This is a genomic window from Actinacidiphila sp. bgisy160, assembly GCF_057707815.1.
On sequence record NZ_JBYIQW010000032.1, the window covers coordinates 18,590 to 36,143 of the forward strand.

Consider the following 17,554-nt stretch of genomic DNA (forward strand, 5'->3'; position numbering starts at 1 on the left):
CACGGGACCGCGCCCTGCGGCCGGCCGGGGCGGAGGATCATGGGGGCATGACCAGTTCACCTCGCTCCCGCTCCTTCGACCGGGCAGCCGGACGGTACGCCGCGAACCGTCCCTCCTACCCGCCGGCCCTCCTCGATGCCGTCGAGGAGCTCGCGGGGCACCGGCTGCGCGGTGCCCTGGTCGCCGACGTGGGCGCGGGGACGGGTATCGCCACGGCGCTGCTGCACGAGCGCGGCGCCCGGGTCGTGGCCGTGGAACCCGGCGACGGCATGGCCGCGGAGCTGCGCCGTGACCTGCCGGACGTCTGCCTGGTGCGTGGGGACGGCGACCGGCTGCCGCTGGCCTCCGGCGCCTTCGACTTCGTGACCTACGCCCAGGCGTGGCACTGGACCGATCCGCGGCGGTCGGTTCCGGAGGCCCTGCGAGTGCTCCGGCCGGGCGGCGCGTTCGCGCTGTGGCGCAACGACCCCGACGTCTCGGTGCCGTGGATCGCCGCCGAGCAGGAGCGGCTGGGCGGGTTCTTCGGGCCGCTGTCGCATCCCCGCTCGGGGCGGCTGCCGGACGGGCCGGGGTTCGCCGAGCACCGGCTGCCGTGGTCCCGGCGGGTGCCCGTCGAGGTGCATCTGGCGAACATCGGCACCCAGTCGGCGTTCCTGGTGCTCGGCGAGGAACGTGCCCGGGTCTTCCTCGCCGCCGAACGAGAGCGCCTGTTGCGGCACTTCCCGGACGGAATGATGGAGGAGCACTACGTCGTGACCCTGGTCCTGGCGATCCGCTGACGCGCGGTCCGGCCGGCCCCCGGCGCCGCCGGCCGCCCGCGGTCGATCAGGACGACGCCCACGAGTTCGGCGGGCCGGGGGACTCACCCAGGCGGACGAAGGCGACCGGAAGGGCCACCGGCGGCACGAGGCACAGGGCCGCCGGTGGAGCTCGCGAGGCTGAGCCGCGCGACCGCGTACCTCCGCGGAGGCAAGGGCGGAGCCGGGGCGTGTGCCGCCGCCCGCACGGTGCCGCGAGTCAGCCGCCGCGCCGGGTGCTGGAGTGTCTGGTGGCCGTGGCGGGGCGGCACGCCTAGCGTGGGCTGAGTGGCACCGGGGGGCCGCCCGGCGCAGGAGACCGAGGGAGCACGAGGGAGCACGTATGAAGAGCGCAGACCTGCTCGCCGACGCCTTCGGCAGGATCCAGGAGACCGTGCACGAGGCCGTCGAGGGCATGTCCCTGGACGCCCTGCACGCGCGCCCCGACAAGGGGGCGAACTCGATCGCCTGGCTGATCTGGCACCTGACGCGCGTTCAGGACGATCACGTGGCCGGCGTCGCCGGCACCGGGCAGTTGTGGACCGACGGCGGCTGGGCCGACCGGTTCGGTCTGCCCTTCGCGCCGTACGACACCGGGTACGGCCACCGCCCCAAGGACGTCGCCGCGCTGCGCGTGGAGTCGGGCGAGCTGCTGACCGGCTATCACGACGCGGTGTACGAGCACACCCTGGGCTATCTGCGGACGCTGCGCGAGACGGACTTCCCGCGCGTCGTCGACACCAGCTGGGATCCTCCGGTGACGCTCGCGGTACGGCTGGTCAGCGTGGTGTCGGACGACCTGCAGCACGCCGGGCAGGCCGCGTTCCTGCGCGGCTGCGTGGAACGCGGCGCGCTCTAGTGGCCCTGTCGTCAAAGTAGCGCCGCCCGCCCGGAGGGCGGGCCCAGCCGGGCCGGCACATCGGTCCGCAACGTTTCCGGCGGGTCGGCGTGAGCCGTCGAGGCTGCCATGGCCACCTCCGTGAACGAGCCGTTCCGTCCGGAAGCGCGCCTTCCCCCGGCCGGGGCGTTCATGCCGCGGGCGGTCGGGCCGGTCAGCCGTAGAAGTTGCGCTCCCAGCGGTGCCGGGCCAGGACCGCGAGCTGTTCCGGCGTCAGAAAGCGTCCGTCGCTGAGCGCCGTGTTCCGCTCGACGTTGCGCACCGACCGCATGCCGGGGATGACGGTGGAGACCGCGGGGGCGCTCAGCACGAAGCGCAGGGCGGTCTCCGCCATGTCGTCCTCGTCGATGCCGAGGTCGGCGACGATGGCGTCCACGTGCCGCTCCACCTGCGCGGGACGGTCGTCGCGGAAGTAGCGGTTGCGGAAGTCGCCTTCGGGGAACGTGGTCCCGGCGGTGATCCGGCCGGTCAGGCCGCCCTCGTCGAGGGCTACCCGGACGATGACGCCGACGCCGTGCTCCTGGCAGGCGGGGAGCAGCGCGTCCGCGGGCGCCTGGTCGAAGACGTTGTAGATCACCTGCACCGTGTCCACGAGCCCGCTGCGGACCAGGGCGAGGGCGTTGTCCGGCTCGTGGTCGTTGACCGACACCCCGAAGAGCCGGATCTTGCCCTGCTGCTTCAGGTCCGCGACGGCCTCCGCCCAGTCCCCGCGGCCGACCCATTCGTCGCTCCAGACGTGGAACTGGAGCACGTCGAAGTGGTCGAGCCCACTGGCCCGCAGGCTGGTGTCGAGGCTCTCGCGGATGTGGTCGCCGGGGAACGCCTCCGCGGGGTCGACGCCGTCGGGGGCGGGCCACAGGCGGTTCTTCGGAGGCACCTTGGTGGCCACGAGGATCTCATCGCCGGCCCGGGCGCGCTCGCGGACGACCTGCCCGACGATCCGCTCGCTCTCGCCGTAGCCGCGGGCGGTGTCGATGAGGTTCACCCCGAGGTCGACGGCGCGGTTCAGGGCGCGTACGGACTCGTCCTCGGTCGCGCCCACCCACGCGGACGCCCCGATCCCCCAGGCTCCGTAGCCGATCTCCGACACCCTCAGCCCACTGCGTCCCAGGTCCCGGTAGCGCACAGTCGTCCTCCACTCGGTGCCGTCACCCGCGGAGCGGTCTCCGCAGCCACGACGATAGGCGACGGGCCCGCACAAGGTCATCAGGGTTCCGCGCCGGCGCCGCCGGGCCGGCCGCACGCATACCCCAACGATGCCCGGGCCGCGGCGAATTCGGCGATTCCCGGAGCCTGCGCCCACCGGCGGTCCTCACGTGGTCGGCCCGTAACGGATGAAGGGGGGAGAACAGGGGGACCGCTGTGCCGAACCCGTCCGGCGGAAGACCGTCACGGCGCCGCATGATCGAGCCGACGCGCGTCATCCCCGCGCGGGAGACGGCCGGAGGGCCGGACGAGCCGTGGGAGGACTCCCTCGGCCTCTTCCGCCCCGCCGGCGGATCCACCCCGCCCCGGGAGGACGGTCCCGACACCCAGCCGCTGCCGCGCACCGCGCCGCCCCCGCCGAGGTCCGCGCCCCACGGAACGGATCCCCGGGCGGTGGGGCGGACGGGACGGCTCCGCCGCTCTCCCCGCACCACGCGAGCGTTGCGACCTCGCCGTGCTCACCGGTACCGGGGGCGCCGCCGGATTCGCCCTCGCCCTCGCCCTCGCCCTGTTCTCCCCCGGCGTCCTCCATCGCGGCCCCTCGCAAGGGGCCGCCCCCGCCGCGTCCGGCGCGCCCACGGCCGCCGCTCCCGGCTCCCCTGGCACGGGCGCCGTCGGCGGGGTGCTCCGCGAGGGCGACTCCGGACCGGCCGTCAGCGAGCTCCAGGCCCGGCTGCTGCGGATCCCGGACGTGTACGCGGGCGGTGCCGTCGACGGCCGGTTCGACCGGCGCCTCGCCGCGGCCGTCGCCCGCTTCCAGGTCTGGTACGGCGTCCGCGGCGACGAGAGCGGCGAGTACGGCGACGCCACGCGGCGCGACCTGGAGTCCCGTACCTCGCTCGCCTCGGGCTGATCCCGCGGACGCCCGGCCAAGCCCGGGGTCGCTGGGCGGGCCGCCCGGGCGAACGTTTTATAGATTGGTCGGGTGACCCTGCCGGACAGGGGGGACGACGAGCAGCACACCGAGGCGACACCGCAGATCGACTACGGTGCGCTGTTCGCGGCGATGCCCAGCCCCTACCTGGTGCTGGACGCGACGCTCGTCATCGTGGGCGTCAACCGGGCCTACCTGGAGGCCACCAGGCGCACCCGGGACGACCTGATCGGGCAGTACATCTTCGACGCGTTCCCGGACAACCCCGCCGACCCGCTGGCCGACGGGGTGCGCAACCTCAGCGCCTCCCTGCACCGGGTGCTGACCTCCCGCGAGGGCGACACGATGGCGCCGCAGAAGTACGACATCCCGGTGACGGCCGAGCCCGGGAGGTTCGAGGAGCGCTGGTGGAGCCCGATCAACACCCCCGTCCTCGGGCCGGACGGTACCGTGGCGTGGATCATCCACCGGGTGGAGGACGTGACGGCGTTCGTCCAGGCCCGCCGGCACCGGCACGGGCTGCAGGGCTCCGAGCTGAGCGAGCGGGAGCAGGCGATGGAGGCCGAGCTGTACGCGCGGGCCCGCGAACTGCAGCGCCTCAACGACCAGCTGCGCGAGGCCCACGCCCGGGAACGGCAGGTCGCCCTGACGCTGCAGGAGGCCATGCTCCACTCGCCCGATCTGGCCCGGCACGAGGACATCGCGGTGCGCTACCTGCCGGCCGCGGGCTCGCTGAACGTGTGCGGCGACTGGTACGACGTGGTCAACCTCTCGCCGGGCTGCTACGCGGTGGCGGTCGGCGACGTGGTGGGCCACGGGCTGGAGGCCGCCAGCGTCATGGGGATGCTGCGCAGCGCGCTGAGCGCGGCGATGCGCACCGTCGACGGTCCCGCGAGGGCCCTGGAGGTCGTCGGCCTGTACGCCCGCTGCGTCGACGGCGCGGTGGCCACCACCGCCGTCAGCGCCCTGATCGACAAGGCGCGACACACGATCAGCTACAGCAGCGCCGGGCATCCCCCACCGGTGCTGCTCCACGGCGACGGCCGCTGCGAGCTGCTGGACCAGGCCACCGACCCGCCCCTGGGTGCCCGTCCCTCCCCCGTCGCCCGCCCGCAGGCGGTCGTGCCGTACCGCCCGGGGGACACGTTGGTGCTCTACACCGACGGGCTGATCGAGCGCCGCAAGGAGGACATCTACACCGGCCTGGCCCGGCTGACCACGGCGCTCGCCGAGCAGCCCGAGCTCAGCGCCGAGCGACTCGCGGACGCCCTGCTGGCCCGGCTGGGCGTCACGGGGGGCGCGGCGGACGACATCGCGCTGGTCACCGTACGCCTGTGAGGCGCGGACGCCGCCGGGCCACGCGGTGGCCGGGCGGTCCTGCCCGGCCTACGGTGATCTGAAGGGGTCCGGCGAGTCGTGGACCCGAGCAGCGAGGAGGCCGCGAGTGCCCGGTCGCGGTGGGCTGGAGTGGGTGCGGGCGCGTGATCCGGGCCTCCGGGCGGTGCGCCGTGCCGCGCGGGTGACGCTGGTGGCGTGCCTGAGCTTCTTCGTGGCGCGCTACGGCTTCGGCGACCCGATCGTCGCGATCTACGCCCTCTTCGGCGCGGTCGCCTCCGGCGCCCTGTCGTACGTGCCCGGTACGCCGGGCGAGCGTGCCCGGACGCTGCTGGCCGCGCTGCCGGTGGCCGCGCTGCTGGTCGCCCTGGGCACGGCACTGGCCGTGAGCGACTGGACGGCGGCGCTGGGAATGCTCGGGGTCGGCTTCGCGGTCACGTACGCGGGGGTGGGCGGGCCGAAGCTGGTGGGGCTCGCCAACGGCCTGCAGCTGTTCTACATCCTGCCGTGCTTTCCCCCGTACCAGCCGCAGACGCTGGGCCTGCGCCTGTCCGGACTGGTGGTCGGCGTGCTGCTGATGGCGGCGGCCGAGGTGTCGGTGTGGCCGGACCCGTCGCCAGGCCGCTACCAGGACCGGCTCGCCCACGCGTGCGAGACCGCGGCGCGGGCGCTGCGGGCGCTGGCGCTGGAGCCGCCGGTGGTGTCCGAGCGTCCGGAACATCTGCTGGAGACGGCGCAGCAACTGCGCATGAGCCACGTGCCGAAGGACGAGCGACCGGTGTCGGCGGGGGCGCGCGACCGGGCGTTGTGCCAGGGGGCCGCGTACGTGCGGCACCTGCTCGCGCAGACCGGGCAGTTGGCCGAGGACGCGGCGGAGCGGACGCCGGGTCCCGATCCCGCGCGGTCACGGATGCTGCTGGCCTCGGCCACCGCCTGCCACGGCGCCGCCCTGGCCCTGAGGGGCGAGAGCCCGGCGCCCCCGGTCGCCCCGTGCGCGGCCGCCGCGACGGCCTTCGAGGAGCACCGGGTCCGCCGGCCGGTGTCCGGGGCGGCCTCCGCGACGACGGTGCGGGACGGGGCGATCGCGCTCGACATCGCGTACACCGCGGCCTTCCTGGTGACTTCCGTGCGGATCGCGCTGGGCGCGCCCGTGCGGCCCGAGGCGACCCGGCCCGCGGAACGGCTGGGGCCGTTCTGGTACGCGGGGCAGTCGCCCGTCGCGCTGTACGGGCACCGGATGCGGGTCCATCTCACGCCGCGCTCGGTCTACTTCCAGAACGCCGTGCGCATCGCGCTGGCCCTCGCCGTGGCGCGGCTGATCGCGGGTGGGCTCGAACTGTCGCACGGTTTCTGGGCGCTGCTGACCACCCTGACGGTGATGCGCACCAGTGCCGCCGGTACCCGTACGACCGTACTCCCCGCGGTGCGGGGCACGGTGGTGGGGGCCGCGCTGGCGGCGGCGCTGCTGCTGTTCGTGGGCGACCGGCCGCTGGTGTACGCGGTCGCGATGCCGCCGGTGTTCTTCCTGGCGTTCACCGCGGGGCCGGTGCTCGGTCTCGGGTGGAGCCAGGCCTTCCTCACGGTCGCGGTGGCCACCGCCTTCACGCAGATCGCCCCCACGGGTCCGGAATTCGCCGCGTTCCGGATCGTGGACGTGGTCACGGGCGCGCTGACCGGCATCCTCGTCGGACTGCTGGCCTGGCCGCGGGGCGGCACGGGCGAGCTGGGACGGGCCTGTTCGCGGCTGCTGGACCAGGGAACCCGGGCGGTCACCCAGATCACCGACTGCATCACCGGGACCGGGACGATGGGTGACGCGCTGCGGAGGGCCCGGCTCGCCCAGCTCATCGCGGAGGCGAGCTACGCGCAGTTCGCCACCGAACGCGACACCCCCGGCGCGGGCCCGCCCCTGCCGACGGACTTCCAGGCGATCGTGCTGGCCGGGAACCGGGTCCTCACCATGGGGCAGACCCTGGTGGACCACTGCCCGCCGGGCGCGCTGGCGGCGTGGCCCCTCAGCGCCGCGCACCTGCGGGACGCGGCGCACCATCTGCGGCTGACGACCCTGCCGCTGACGTACGACCTGCGCTCGGGGGCCATGCGTCCGGCGCCCGACGACGCCCCGCAGCGGAGCGTGCCGACCGACCACACCGTCATCGCGGACGTCTGCGCGGCCTCGGGCGGCCGGGCCCCGGACCCGCTGCTGTACTACGCCGTCGACGCCGCGATCTGGCTGGCCGGCCTGCAGCGGGTGGTCACCGCGCTCCGCAGGCCGGCGGGAGGTCCGGCAGCAGCGCAGTGTTGACGGCCGCGAGGATCGTGGCGACGTCCTCACGGGGCACCGCGGGCCACAGGATCGCGCGTGCTCGGCGGTACTTGGCGGCCAGCCGCAGCCGCTGCGCCTCGTCGAGGCGTGCGGCCCGGTCCGGATGGCTGTTGTGGGCGTTGTCGGCGATCTTCACCAGGGCCGCCTCGCGGCAGGCGGCGATCCGCCGCAGCTTGTCCTCGTAGGGCACGCCCGGCTCGTTGGTGACCTGCTCGACGACGGCGACGACCCGGTCCGGGACGCCGGCGGCGCGCAGCCGGCCGGCGGTCCAGGGGGTGTCCTCGATGACGTCGTGCAGCAGACCGGCCATCTGCAGTTCGGGGCCGAAGGCGGCGAGCCCCGCCGCGACCGCCCGGACGTGCTCGATGTAGGGGACGCCGATGCGGTCGGTCTGGCCCTCGTGCGCCAGGCACGCCAGGGCGTCGGCGTCGGCCACGCTCTCCACCTTCATGGCACCCCATCCTCGGGGGCGCCGGGCGGGCTGGTCCAGCCTCAGCCCAGCGCGGCGAGCAGACGCTCGGCCAGCGGGCCGGAGGACGCCGGGTTCTGACCGGTGATCAGGTTGCCGTCGGACACCACGTGGGGCGCCCACGGCTCGCCCTCCTGGAAGTCCGCCCCGAGGGCGACCAGGCGGTCCTGCAGGAGCCAGGGAGCCCGGTCGGCGAGTCCGGCCTGGGTCTCCTCGGCGTTGCTGAAGGCGGTCAGCCGGTGGCCCGCGAAGGGCCAGCTGCCATCGGCGCGTTCGGCGGCGAGCAGGGCCGCGGGGCCGTGGCAGACGATGCCCAGCGGCTTGCCCGAGTCGAGGGCGGCGGTCAGCAGGCGTCCGGAGACCGGGTCGACGGCGAGGTCCTCCATCGGGCCGTGCCCGCCGGGGTAGAACACGGCGGCGTAGTCGTCGAGGTCCGCCTCCTCCAGCTTGATCGGGTGCCGCAGCGCCGTCATCGTCTCCAGCTCCTCGGCGACGGCCCGGGCGCCCTCCTCCCCGCCGTTGACCTCGGCGGCCAGACTCGCCCGGTCCACGGCCGGGACGACGCCGCCCGGGGTGGCGACCACGGCCTCGTGCCCCGCGGCGGTGAGGATCCGGTGGGGGGTCGCGGCCTCCTCGGCCCAGAAGCCGGTCGGGTGCCCGGTGCCGTCGGACAGCGTCCAGGACGTGGCGCCGGTCAGGACGAACAGGATCTTCGCCATGCTGTCAGGTCTCCTTGGGGTGCTCGGTTGCCGCCGACCCGCTTCGGTGCGGGCCGACAGCACGACGGTAGGGCGGACCTCCCATTGGATTCCAATAGGATCACTACCATGAGCCATACGGATTCCAATGGGTCGCCGGGAATGCGCCCGGAGCACCGGGCCCCGGGAGGGGGATCGCTGGACCTGACGCTGCTGCGCACCTTCCTGGCGGTGCACCGCGCCGGTTCCTTCACCGCCGCCGCGCGGCTCCTGGGGCTCTCCCAGCCGACGGTGACCACCCAGATCCGTACGCTCGAAGGGCAACTGGACCGGGAACTGTTCGAGCGGCTGCCCCGCGGGGTCGCCGCGACGCCCTTCGCCGACGAGCTCGCCGGCCGGGTGGCCGAGCCGCTCGACGCGCTCGCCGCCGTCGCCGACCGCGGGCACGGGGACGCGGACCTGCCCGCCGAGCCGGTCCGCCTCGGCGGCCCGGCGGAGCTGCTGTGCGAGCGCGTGCTGCCGGCGCTCGCACCGCTCGTGGAGCGCGGCGTACGGCTGCGGATCGGCACCGGGCTCACCGACGACCTGCTGGAGTCGCTGCGGGCCGGACAGCACGACCTGGTGATCTCCACGCACCGCCCGCGGGGCCGCCTGCTCAGCGCCGTCCCTCTTATGGACGAGGAGTTCGTGCTGGTGGCCGCCCCGTCACGGGCGGCCCGGCTGGACGTGGCGTCCGGCGGTCCCGGCGCGCTGAGCGGCGTCCCGCTCGTCTCGTACGCCGAGGACCTGCCCATCGCCCGCCGCTACTGGCGTCATGTCTTCGGCCGCCGCCTCACCGGGCAGGCCGCCGTGACCGTCCCGGACCTGCGCGGCGTGCTGGCCACCGTCGCCGCGGGCGCGGGCTTCTCCGTCCTCCCCCGCTACCTGTGCGCCGCCGCCCTGGCGGAGGGGACGCTCGTGCCGCTGCTCGACCCCGCCGACCCGCCCATCAACACCGCCTACCTGGTCCAGCGCCCGGGCTCCGGCCATCACCCCCACCTCGGCCTCGTCCGCGACCTGCTGCTGCGCGAGGCCCGCGCCTGGTGACGTGCGGCGTCGGCGGTCACGACGCGAGCGGCTTCAGGGCGAGCACCAGCACCGGCACGAGCCACCCCGCCAGGGAGGCCGCCTGCACGCCCGCGGCGGCCGCGAAGCCGCGGCGCGTCAGACCACGGCCGTCCCGGCGGACGCATCGCGACATGAGCGCGCGAGCGCCCGGGGCGCATGCTTGAGTCTCCCGCGGCGGGAGACCCCAGGATGGCGGACATGGACGACGACACCCTCTACACCATCGGTGAGCTGGCCCGGCTGACCGGTCTGACGGTCAAGACCATCCGGTACTGGTCGGACACCGGGGTGGTGCCGCCGACCGATCGGACACCCGCCGGCTACCGGCTCTACGACCGTGCCGCGCTCGACCGTCTGGCCCTGGTGCGCACGCTGCGCGACCTCGGCATCGACCTCGCCTCCGTCCATTCGATCCTGGACAGCAAGGTCACCGTCGCCGAGGTCGCCGCGGCCCACGCCGAGGCTCTGGAGGTGCAGATCCGTATGCTGCGGATCCGCCAGACGGTGCTGCGGACGGTCGCGGGGCGCGGGGCCTCACCACAGGAGACGGAACTGATGCACCGACTCGCCACCCTCTCGGAACGTGAACGCCGCCGCCTCGTCGACGAGTTCGTCGACCACATCGTGAGCGGCATCGACGTCGACCCCGGTTTCCCGGCCATGATGCGCGCCGCGATGCCCGAACTCCCCGACGACGCCGCGCCGGAGCAGGTGGGCGCCTGGGTGGAGCTGGCAGAGCTGATCCAGGACGAGGAGTTCAGGGCCGGCGTCCGCCGCGCCGTCGCCGACCAGAGCCGTGCGCTCGCCGAAGGCGGGCAGCCGGACCCGGCGGCGGCCCGCCGGACGGCCGAACTGCTGCGGGAGCGCGCGGGCGGCGCTGTAGCGGCGGGTGTCGACCCGGCCTCGGCGTCGGCCCGGCCCGTCGTGGAGGAACTCGTCGGCGTCTACGCGCAGTTGTCGGGCCGGGCGGACGGCCCCGAGTTCCGGGCATGGCTGGCCGAACGGCTGGAGATCTCCCACGACTCCCGTTACGAGCGCTACTGGCAGTTGCTGGCGCAGGTGGCCGGCCAGGACGCACCGCCCGCGCTGGCCCCGGCCGTCGCGTGGCTGACGGCCGCCTTGCGGGCGTGACGAAACCGGCGCGGCGGCCCGTCAGCGCTCCTCGGCGACGCGGGCGCGCAGCCGAAGGACCTCGGCGGCCCGCCGGCACCAGTCCCGGTTGCCCTCCTCGAAGGCGAGGCCCCGCAGGCAGGTGAGGTAGGGGCCGACGCGGCGGCCGCGGCCGAGGAACTCCTCCTCGGTGCGGCCGCCGCGCATCCGCACCAGGAGCCGTTCGAACAGCTCGATCTTGGCGTCGGCGAAGGCGGCCCGCTCGCCGAGCCGGGCGATCAGCTCCCCCGCGTCCACGACGTCGGCGGCCTGTACCGCCACCAGCAGGTCGTCCCGGACGAAGGAGGGTTTGCCGACCGCCGCCGCGAACCGTTCCAGCTCGGCGACCCCGGCCTCGGTGACGTGGAAGAGGCGCTTGGTGGGCCGGCTGTCCTGGACGACCTCCCGGCCGGCGATGAGCCCCTCCTTGTCGAGCCTGGCCAGCTCCGCGTAGAGCTGCTGCGGCAGGGCGTGCCAGAAGTTCGCCACCCCGATGTCGAAAGCCTTCGCCAGCTCGTAGCCGCTGAGTTCCCCGTCCAGGAGCGCGGCCAGCACCGCGTGCCGCAGGGCCATCCCCGCTCCCTTCCGTCCGCCTGTCCGGCCGTGCCTCGCTCTTCCGTGTGGCCGCGCCCCATGATACTCAAGAAACGGAGTAATCAATGTTCTGAGTGTCGACGTCCGGAGCCGGACGACCAGGAGGAGCCATGACAGCCGCCGACCGCTTCCGGTCCGCCGTCGAGCGCCGCGATCTCGGCGCGCTGGACGAGCTGCTCCACGAGGACATCCGCCTCTACAGCCCGGTGAAGTTCACGCCGTTCGAGGGCAAGCCCATGGTGCTTGGGCTCTTCGGCGTCCTGCTGCGCACCTTCGAGGACTTCCACTACGTCGGGACCCTCGACGGCACGGTCGAGACCAGCGCCGACGGCACCGAGGCGCCGTCGACGGTGCTGGTGTTCCGCGCCACCGTGGGCGGCAGGGACATCCACGGCATCGACCTGCTGCAGGTCGACGAGGCGGACCTCATCAAGGAGTTCACCGTGATGGTGCGTCCGCGGTCCGCGGTGCACGCGCTCGGGGAGGCCGTCCTGGCCGGCCTCGTCGCCGACGGTCTCGTCCCGGCGCCGTAGGGGCCCGGCGAAGGAGGAGGGCGCGGCCGTCACCGGCCCGCGAGCAGTCCGCGGCACCAGGCGAGGGCGGCGTCGAGCGCCCCGCTCGCCCTGTCGCCGCTTCGCGAGCCGGGACGAGCCGCTGAGCGCGCTGGTCCGCGACGCCGACGACGGCATGGCCACCGCCACGCCCGAAGCCGCCGAGTCGGCCGCCGGGCACACCCCCCGTCCGCGCCTGCACGCGCCGGCCCCGGCGTGCCGGGTCTGGTCTCATCTGCACGGCGCCGTGGGCCTGGAGCCGCCCGGCCGGTTCCGTGGGCGTGGGCGTGGGCCACAGCGGCGCCACCCACCGGCCTGAACCCGGCAGCGGACCTAGGTCCGGTCCTACGTCCGCGGCCGGTTACGCCGCCGCGGCGCCCCGCCTACTGTCCTGGCCATGGATACGACAGGGACCCTGGACGAGGCGCTCCAGCGGCTGCACGGATCGGGGCCTGAACGGCTCGGACGGCTCACCAATCACGCGCCGATGGCCGTCGAGGCCCTCGCCGCCCACGGACAGGCCCGTGCGGTGCACCGCTGGCTCGACCTGTACGCACACAAGCTCGAGGAGTTCCCGTCCGCCGTCGAACCGGTCACGGAGGGCAACTGGCGTTCCGCGCTCGGCGATCCACGCCGCGCCGCGGACTGGATCGGCTACTTCGGCCGGGAGATCGCAGGGCAGCCCTGGCAAGAGGTGCTCACGCAGTGGTGGCCCCGCCTCCTGCCCGGCATCCACGGCGGCTCCACGCACCCGGTGATCCGGGTGGGCCACGCCGTGCGCACCCTGCTGGCCGGTGAGAGCACCGGACCGCGGCTGGCCGAACTCGCCCACGGCCTGGGCTACTGGGCCGCCCGCCACCACCCCGTCACGGACCCCACGCCGCTGCCCGGCGCGGGCAGCGCGGCCGCCGCTCTCGACGCCGTGGCGCCCATCGCCGTACGGGACGGCGGCTTCCCGGCCCGGCTCGACCGCGTCACGGGCCTGCCGGTGTGGGCGGCCGGGATCACCGACCCGGACGAGGCCCGCGACCGCCTCACCGAACTGGTGCGGGCGGCCACCCACCGGTACGCCACCCACGGCCACGGCGAGGAGACGATGCTGGTCCACGCGGCCACGGCCCCCAACGCCGTCCTGCGCACGCTGCCCGCGCTCCCGCGCGCCCTGTGGGTACCGAGCCTGCGCGCCGCCTGGACGGCCTCCGCGGCGGTGACCGCCATGTACGCACCGGACGAAGCGGTCTCGTACGCCGCGCCGGGCACGCCGACTCCCGAAGAGGTCTTCGAACGGGCCCTGGCACACGGCGACGAACACGTCATCAAACTGACCGACACGGCCCTCGACGTCGGCGACGCACCGGCGCTGGCGGCCGCTCTGCGCGCCATCGAGCTGAGCGAACCCCTCAGTTAGGCGGCGGCCCTTCGGGATGGAGGCCGTGTCGTCGAAGGAGCTCTCCCAGCTACCGCTGGGAGGTGCCCCCACCGCCCGACCCCGGCCGAAGGCCGGGGTCGGGCATGTGACGACACGGCCAAGAGGGCGTGTCGTCACATGAGCGCCGGCCGCCCGGAGGGCGGGCCCCGCGGTGTCTGGTGCGGTGCATCGCAAGGCGGAGAGTCGTCCTCGCAGTGGGCTACTCGGACGATTCGACAACGCAGCGAGGTGCCGTGCCAGGCGCCGCGGGGCAGGCGGGCATGTGACGGCACGCCCTAGCGGCGCCGGGCGCCGGGCGAGCGGCGCAGCCGGAACAGCAGGGCGACCGCGGCCATGCCGCCGAGCGCGGTGGCGCCGGCGAGGGCCGTCAGGGTGCGTCCCGGTCCCTCACTCTCGGCGGCCACGGGCTGGGTCGCCGGTGTGCGGACCGCGTCCCGCGGGGAGGCCGGGGCGGCCGCGGCGGATTCGGCGGTCCGGGCCGCGGAGGGGGACGCCGTACTGCGGGAGGCGGTGGCCTCGGGCGTTGTGGTGGCCGCGGTCGCCGAAGGCCGGGCGGGCCTCGCCGGCTTGGCGGGCCTGGCCGGCGCCTTGGCCGCGGCGGCCGGGAAGACGACGTCCGAGCAGGAGTAATACGTGTCGGGCGTCGAGGAGTTCTGCCAGATCGTGAAGAGGACGTGCCTCCCGGTGCGGTCCGAGGGCAACCGCCCGCTGATGCGGTAGGCCCCGCCGGACACGGGCGGGTCGGTGACCTTGACGAAGGGGTCGCTCGCCAGCGCCGACCAGGTCAGCGGGCGGCTCGGGTCGTAGCCCTCCTTGGTGAGGTAGATCCTGAACGTGCCCTGGTGCGGGATGGTCGTCCCGTACGCCATGGTGAAGCCGGCGCCCGGGGTCAGCCGGGTGGCCGGCCAGTCGGTGCGGGGCAGGTCGAGGCCGCGGAAGGCGGCCAGGCCGCCGCTGCACAGCTTCCCGTCCGAGATCACCTGGCGGTCGCGGCCCGCGACCCCGGCGACGCGGAGGTTGTCCCAGTCCGCGAAAGGCCGGCTCCCGCCGTTCGCGGCCGCGGCGGCCCGGCAGGCGGCGGTCCCCGCGTACTGTCCGCTTCCGGACGCGCACGCGGCGGCACGACTGACCGGGGACACCGGCGCGCCGTGGGCGGCGGCCGGTCCCGCCAGGGTCAGCGGCAGCAAGACGGCCGTGCCTGCGACGACGGAGCTGAGCACGTGGCGCGATGGGGCCATGCCGGCCGCCTCCCCTGTTGCCGTTCGGTGGATCGGAACGCATGTCCCCCCGTACTACGGACGGTCGGCGGGGGGTGTTCAGCCGGGTGGGGGGTTCCCCGGGAACCGGTCGTTCGGGAATCGTGTCTGGAGAGGAAAAGTCGACGCGGCCGCCGGCGCCGCGCCACGGGCAGGGGGGACAAGTGAATGAGCGGCTGGAGGGCTCCCGGGTACACCGAGGCCAGAGAACTGGGCTCGGGCGGCGGCGGTCGTGTGGTGCTCGCGTCCCATGACGCCACGTCAACGCCCGTCGCGATCAAGTACCTGAGCGACGAACTGCGGGCCGACCCCGAGTTCGTTCAGGAGTTCCGAGCCGAGGCACAGCTGCTGGGAGGTCTGGAAACACCGTATGTCGTCAGTCTGTACGAGTACGTGGAGTCTCCGCAGGGCGCGGCCATCGTCATGGAGCTGGTGGACGGTATAGCCCTGCGGGCGCTCCTCCGCCAGGAGGGAGCCACCGGTCCCGAGGCAGCGCTGGTGGTGCTCAAGGGGTCGCTTCTCGGCCTCGCCGCCGCCCACCGCACCGGTGTGGTGCACCGCGACTACAAACCGGAGAACGTACTGGTCGCGGCGGACGGATCGTCGAAGCTGGCCGACTTCGGCATCGCCTTGCGCAGCGGGACCAAGGGGGCCGTGGTGGGAACGCCCGCCTACATGGCTCCCGAGCAGTGGAACGGGCGCCCGGCGTCGCCCGCGGCGGACGTGTACGCGGCGACGGCGACGTTCTTCGAGTGCCTCACCGGCCGCAAGCCGTTCGGAGGCGCGAACTTCGCCGAGCTGGCCGTCCAGCACATCGAAGCGCCGGTGCCGGTGGAGCTGGCCCCGGAGCCGGTGCGGGAACTGGTGCTCCGCGGGATGGCGAAGGACCCGGCGCACCGGCCGGCGGACGCGGAGGCGTTCGTCGCGGAACTGGAGGTGATCGCGGGAGCGGCCTACGGAGACGACTGGGAGGAGCGGGGACAGCGCAGGCTCGCCGCGCTCGCGGCGTTGCTGCCGCTGCTTTTCCCATCGGGGGGACCGGCAGCGGGAACGGCCGACCTGGCCACCACCGTGCTCCGCGGGGGCGCCCGGCGTCTGACACGTCAGGGCATGCTCGCCGCGGCGGGTGGTGTGATCATCGCCGGACTGCTGACCTTCGCCGCGGTTGCCTCCGGGGAGGGCCCGCGGCAGACGACCGCCAACTGGACAGGGGAAACGACGAGAGCGACCCCGCGCGGCAGCTCCGCCGCGCCAGGGACGACGGCTCCACCGGGCAGTCCCTCGCCCGAGTCATCGAGTCCGTCGCCCTCGGAGCCGCAGAGCGCCCCGGCTTCCGCCGGGACGACCGCCGTCACCACGCCGACCGCGCCGACGCCGACCACGACGGTATCGGCCACGGCTTCCGCGTCCGTGACGGCCACGCCGCCGGCGTCGCCCTCCACGCCGACGACACCGCCGGTGAGTGTCAGTGATGTCTCCGTCACCTCGCTCACCCAGACGGGTGCATTCAGCGCCTCGGCGGCGATCCGGCTGCGCACCAGTGATGCACGCCCGGTGACCGTCACGGTGACGTGGTACTCCAGCGACGCGAAGGGCGAGCGCGGCACCGTGGACGGCTCGCAGACCTTCACCCGCAGCGGTTCGACCTCGTACGACTTCACCGCCGACCACACGTTCCCGCGGGCCGGCGGCTGTTGGTTCGGAGCGGTGGCGGGCACCGATCCGGCGGCGGCCAACGGGCAGTCGTTCCAGCAGATCCTCACCCGTCAGTGCGTGATCACATGAGCGGGTCGCGCGACCTCCCTCCGGAGGAAACCCAGCCCACCTTCCGTCTCGGCCCAGCGGACACACCGCCGAACGACACACCGCCGCAGGACGCCACGCCCCAGGACGCCGAAGCCGTACGGCCCGTGGCCGATCCCGAGTACAGCGCCACCGTCCTCGCCGAGCACTGGGCGCCGTCCGCACCGCCGACGGCACGGCTCGAGCCCACGGCCGGCGCCGACGGAGCGGCGCCTACGGTGAACTCCGGCTGCACCGTCGTCCTCCCGGACCGGGTCGAGGGCGAGGTCTTGCGCTTCGGGCCCGGCGTCACTCCGGGGGCCGCCGCCCGCGCCGACATCGCCGCCGAGGTATGGCGGGGCCTGATCGCCCCGACCGTCCCGCCGGAACCGCGACGTCGCAGGTGGCCGCGCGGGTACGCCCTGGCCGCCGCGGTGCTGGTGGCCGTGCTCCTCTTCCTCGCCTGGCAGCGCTTCGGGCCGGGCCTGCAGGTCAAGGGAGTGAGGGTGACGACGTCCCCGTCGGCACCCGCCTGCGACACGACCGTCGACCTCGTCGCGGTCGTCACGACCAACGGCCGCCCGGGCACCATCAGTTACCGTTGGCTACGCAACGACGGCACGTCCTCCGACGTGCTGTACGAGGAGGTCCCCCGCGGCAGCCACGAGGCCCGGCTGCACCTGCTGTGGACGTTCCGCGGCCACGGCTCGTACCGGGCGCAGGCGGAACTGCGCATCACCGCGCCCGGCCACCACTCCGTCACGACGGGCTTCACGTACGACTGCGCGTGACCGCAGAGCCCGCCCCCGCACTCTGTGCGCGGGCGGGCTCTGCCATGTGACGAGCCCTCAGCACTCGGCCGTCGCCTTTCAACTCTCTTGACCTGGACGACCACTCTCGGTAGCGCTTATCGCAGCTCCGTCTCTTTCCCGCAACCCTGGGAATCGGTGGTTTTTCCGGCTTTCCAGAACGGTACTCGTCGATTCGTCGTGACTTCTCGAGCTTTTACGCAGCCCAGGGCCGCGACATGCCCCTTCGATCATCTTCGAGTGGCAGTCCGAACGAGGACGGCGGAGACTACGA

General features: G+C 74.3%; 17 protein-coding genes. 11 read left to right on the forward strand and 6 right to left on the reverse strand.

The features are described from left to right. The first annotated feature begins 47 nt into the window (after positions 1–47). Positions 48–779, forward strand: coding sequence for a class I SAM-dependent methyltransferase (locus AC3EUJ_RS23570; RefSeq protein ID WP_431964459.1), 732 nt, complete (start codon positions 48–50; stop codon positions 777–779). A gap of 361 nt (positions 780–1,140) precedes the next feature. Beyond that, on the forward strand, positions 1,141–1,656 hold the full coding sequence (locus AC3EUJ_RS23575; protein ID WP_431964460.1) for a mycothiol transferase: 516 nt from the start codon (positions 1,141–1,143) through the stop codon (positions 1,654–1,656). A 193-nt stretch (positions 1,657–1,849) separates the two neighbouring features. Here the strand turns inward: AC3EUJ_RS23575 and AC3EUJ_RS23580 are convergent, their stop codons facing one another. Further along, positions 1,850–2,821, reverse strand: a complete 972-nt coding sequence (locus AC3EUJ_RS23580) for an aldo/keto reductase (RefSeq protein ID WP_431964462.1) — start codon at positions 2,819–2,821, stop codon at positions 1,850–1,852. A gap of 534 nt (positions 2,822–3,355) precedes the next feature. Between AC3EUJ_RS23580 and AC3EUJ_RS23585 the strand changes: the two genes are divergently transcribed. The 3 genes from AC3EUJ_RS23585 (at position 3,356) to AC3EUJ_RS23595 (ending at position 7,415) form a co-directional block, all read left to right on the forward strand. Further along, positions 3,356–3,754, forward strand: a complete 399-nt coding sequence (locus tag AC3EUJ_RS23585; protein WP_431964464.1) for a peptidoglycan-binding domain-containing protein — start codon at positions 3,356–3,358, stop codon at positions 3,752–3,754. A 153-nt stretch (positions 3,755–3,907) separates the two neighbouring features. After that, entirely contained in the window at positions 3,908–5,113 is a 1,206-nt protein-coding gene (locus AC3EUJ_RS23590) for a PP2C family protein-serine/threonine phosphatase (RefSeq protein WP_431964566.1), read from the forward strand. Positions 5,114–5,219: 106 nt separating this feature from the next. After that, on the forward strand, positions 5,220–7,415 hold the full coding sequence (locus AC3EUJ_RS23595) for an FUSC family protein (protein ID WP_431964466.1): 2,196 nt from the start codon (positions 5,220–5,222) through the stop codon (positions 7,413–7,415). Here AC3EUJ_RS23595 and AC3EUJ_RS23600 read toward each other — a convergent pair. Both AC3EUJ_RS23600 and AC3EUJ_RS23605 read right to left on the reverse strand, forming a co-directional pair. After that, the gene (locus AC3EUJ_RS23600; protein ID WP_431964468.1) at positions 7,366–7,887 is read right to left on the reverse strand and encodes an HD domain-containing protein; all 522 of its coding nucleotides are present in this window, start codon (positions 7,885–7,887) and stop codon (positions 7,366–7,368) included. The two genes, AC3EUJ_RS23595 and AC3EUJ_RS23600, sit on opposite strands and share 50 nt — an antisense overlap. A gap of 41 nt (positions 7,888–7,928) precedes the next feature. After that, entirely contained in the window at positions 7,929–8,624 is a 696-nt protein-coding gene (locus AC3EUJ_RS23605) for a type 1 glutamine amidotransferase domain-containing protein (RefSeq protein WP_431964470.1), read from the reverse strand. 108 nt (positions 8,625–8,732) lie between these two features. Between AC3EUJ_RS23605 and AC3EUJ_RS23610 the strand changes: the two genes are divergently transcribed. Continuing rightward, on the forward strand, positions 8,733–9,689 hold the full coding sequence (locus AC3EUJ_RS23610; RefSeq protein ID WP_431964472.1) for a LysR family transcriptional regulator: 957 nt from the start codon (positions 8,733–8,735) through the stop codon (positions 9,687–9,689). A gap of 16 nt (positions 9,690–9,705) precedes the next feature. On the opposite strand, the gene AC3EUJ_RS23615 is transcribed toward AC3EUJ_RS23610, so the two are convergent. Beyond that, positions 9,706–9,843 (reverse strand): hypothetical protein, encoded by a 138-nt coding sequence (locus tag AC3EUJ_RS23615; RefSeq protein ID WP_431964474.1) that lies wholly within the window; start codon positions 9,841–9,843, stop codon positions 9,706–9,708. Between the two features lie 65 nt (positions 9,844–9,908). On the opposite strand from AC3EUJ_RS23615, the gene AC3EUJ_RS23620 reads away from it, so the two are divergent. Then, on the forward strand, positions 9,909–10,841 hold the full coding sequence (locus AC3EUJ_RS23620; RefSeq protein WP_431964476.1) for a MerR family transcriptional regulator: 933 nt from the start codon (positions 9,909–9,911) through the stop codon (positions 10,839–10,841). A gap of 21 nt (positions 10,842–10,862) precedes the next feature. Here the strand turns inward: AC3EUJ_RS23620 and AC3EUJ_RS23625 are convergent, their stop codons facing one another. Then, positions 10,863–11,432 carry a PadR family transcriptional regulator gene (locus tag AC3EUJ_RS23625; protein ID WP_431964478.1) on the reverse strand — a complete coding sequence of 190 codons (570 nt, stop codon included), beginning with the start codon at positions 11,430–11,432 and terminating at the stop codon, positions 10,863–10,865. 131 nt (positions 11,433–11,563) lie between these two features. Between AC3EUJ_RS23625 and AC3EUJ_RS23630 the strand changes: the two genes are divergently transcribed. Further along, on the forward strand, positions 11,564–11,986 hold the full coding sequence (locus tag AC3EUJ_RS23630) for a nuclear transport factor 2 family protein (protein WP_431964480.1): 423 nt from the start codon (positions 11,564–11,566) through the stop codon (positions 11,984–11,986). Between the two features lie 415 nt (positions 11,987–12,401). Beyond that, positions 12,402–13,412: a questin oxidase family protein gene (locus AC3EUJ_RS23635; protein WP_431964482.1), complete on the forward strand. Its 1,011-nt coding sequence runs from the start codon at positions 12,402–12,404 to the stop codon at positions 13,410–13,412. A gap of 296 nt (positions 13,413–13,708) precedes the next feature. Here the strand turns inward: AC3EUJ_RS23635 and AC3EUJ_RS23640 are convergent, their stop codons facing one another. Beyond that, positions 13,709–14,671, reverse strand: coding sequence for a lytic polysaccharide monooxygenase (locus AC3EUJ_RS23640; protein ID WP_431964484.1), 963 nt, complete (start codon positions 14,669–14,671; stop codon positions 13,709–13,711). 186 nt (positions 14,672–14,857) lie between these two features. On the opposite strand from AC3EUJ_RS23640, the gene AC3EUJ_RS23645 reads away from it, so the two are divergent. Continuing rightward, positions 14,858–16,474, forward strand: coding sequence for a serine/threonine-protein kinase (locus AC3EUJ_RS23645; RefSeq protein ID WP_431964486.1), 1,617 nt, complete (start codon positions 14,858–14,860; stop codon positions 16,472–16,474). Further along, entirely contained in the window at positions 16,471–17,262 is a 792-nt protein-coding gene (locus tag AC3EUJ_RS23650) for a hypothetical protein (RefSeq protein WP_431964488.1), read from the forward strand. The genes AC3EUJ_RS23645 and AC3EUJ_RS23650 overlap by 4 nt, the downstream gene beginning before the upstream one ends. Positions 17,263–17,554 lie beyond the last annotated feature (292 nt).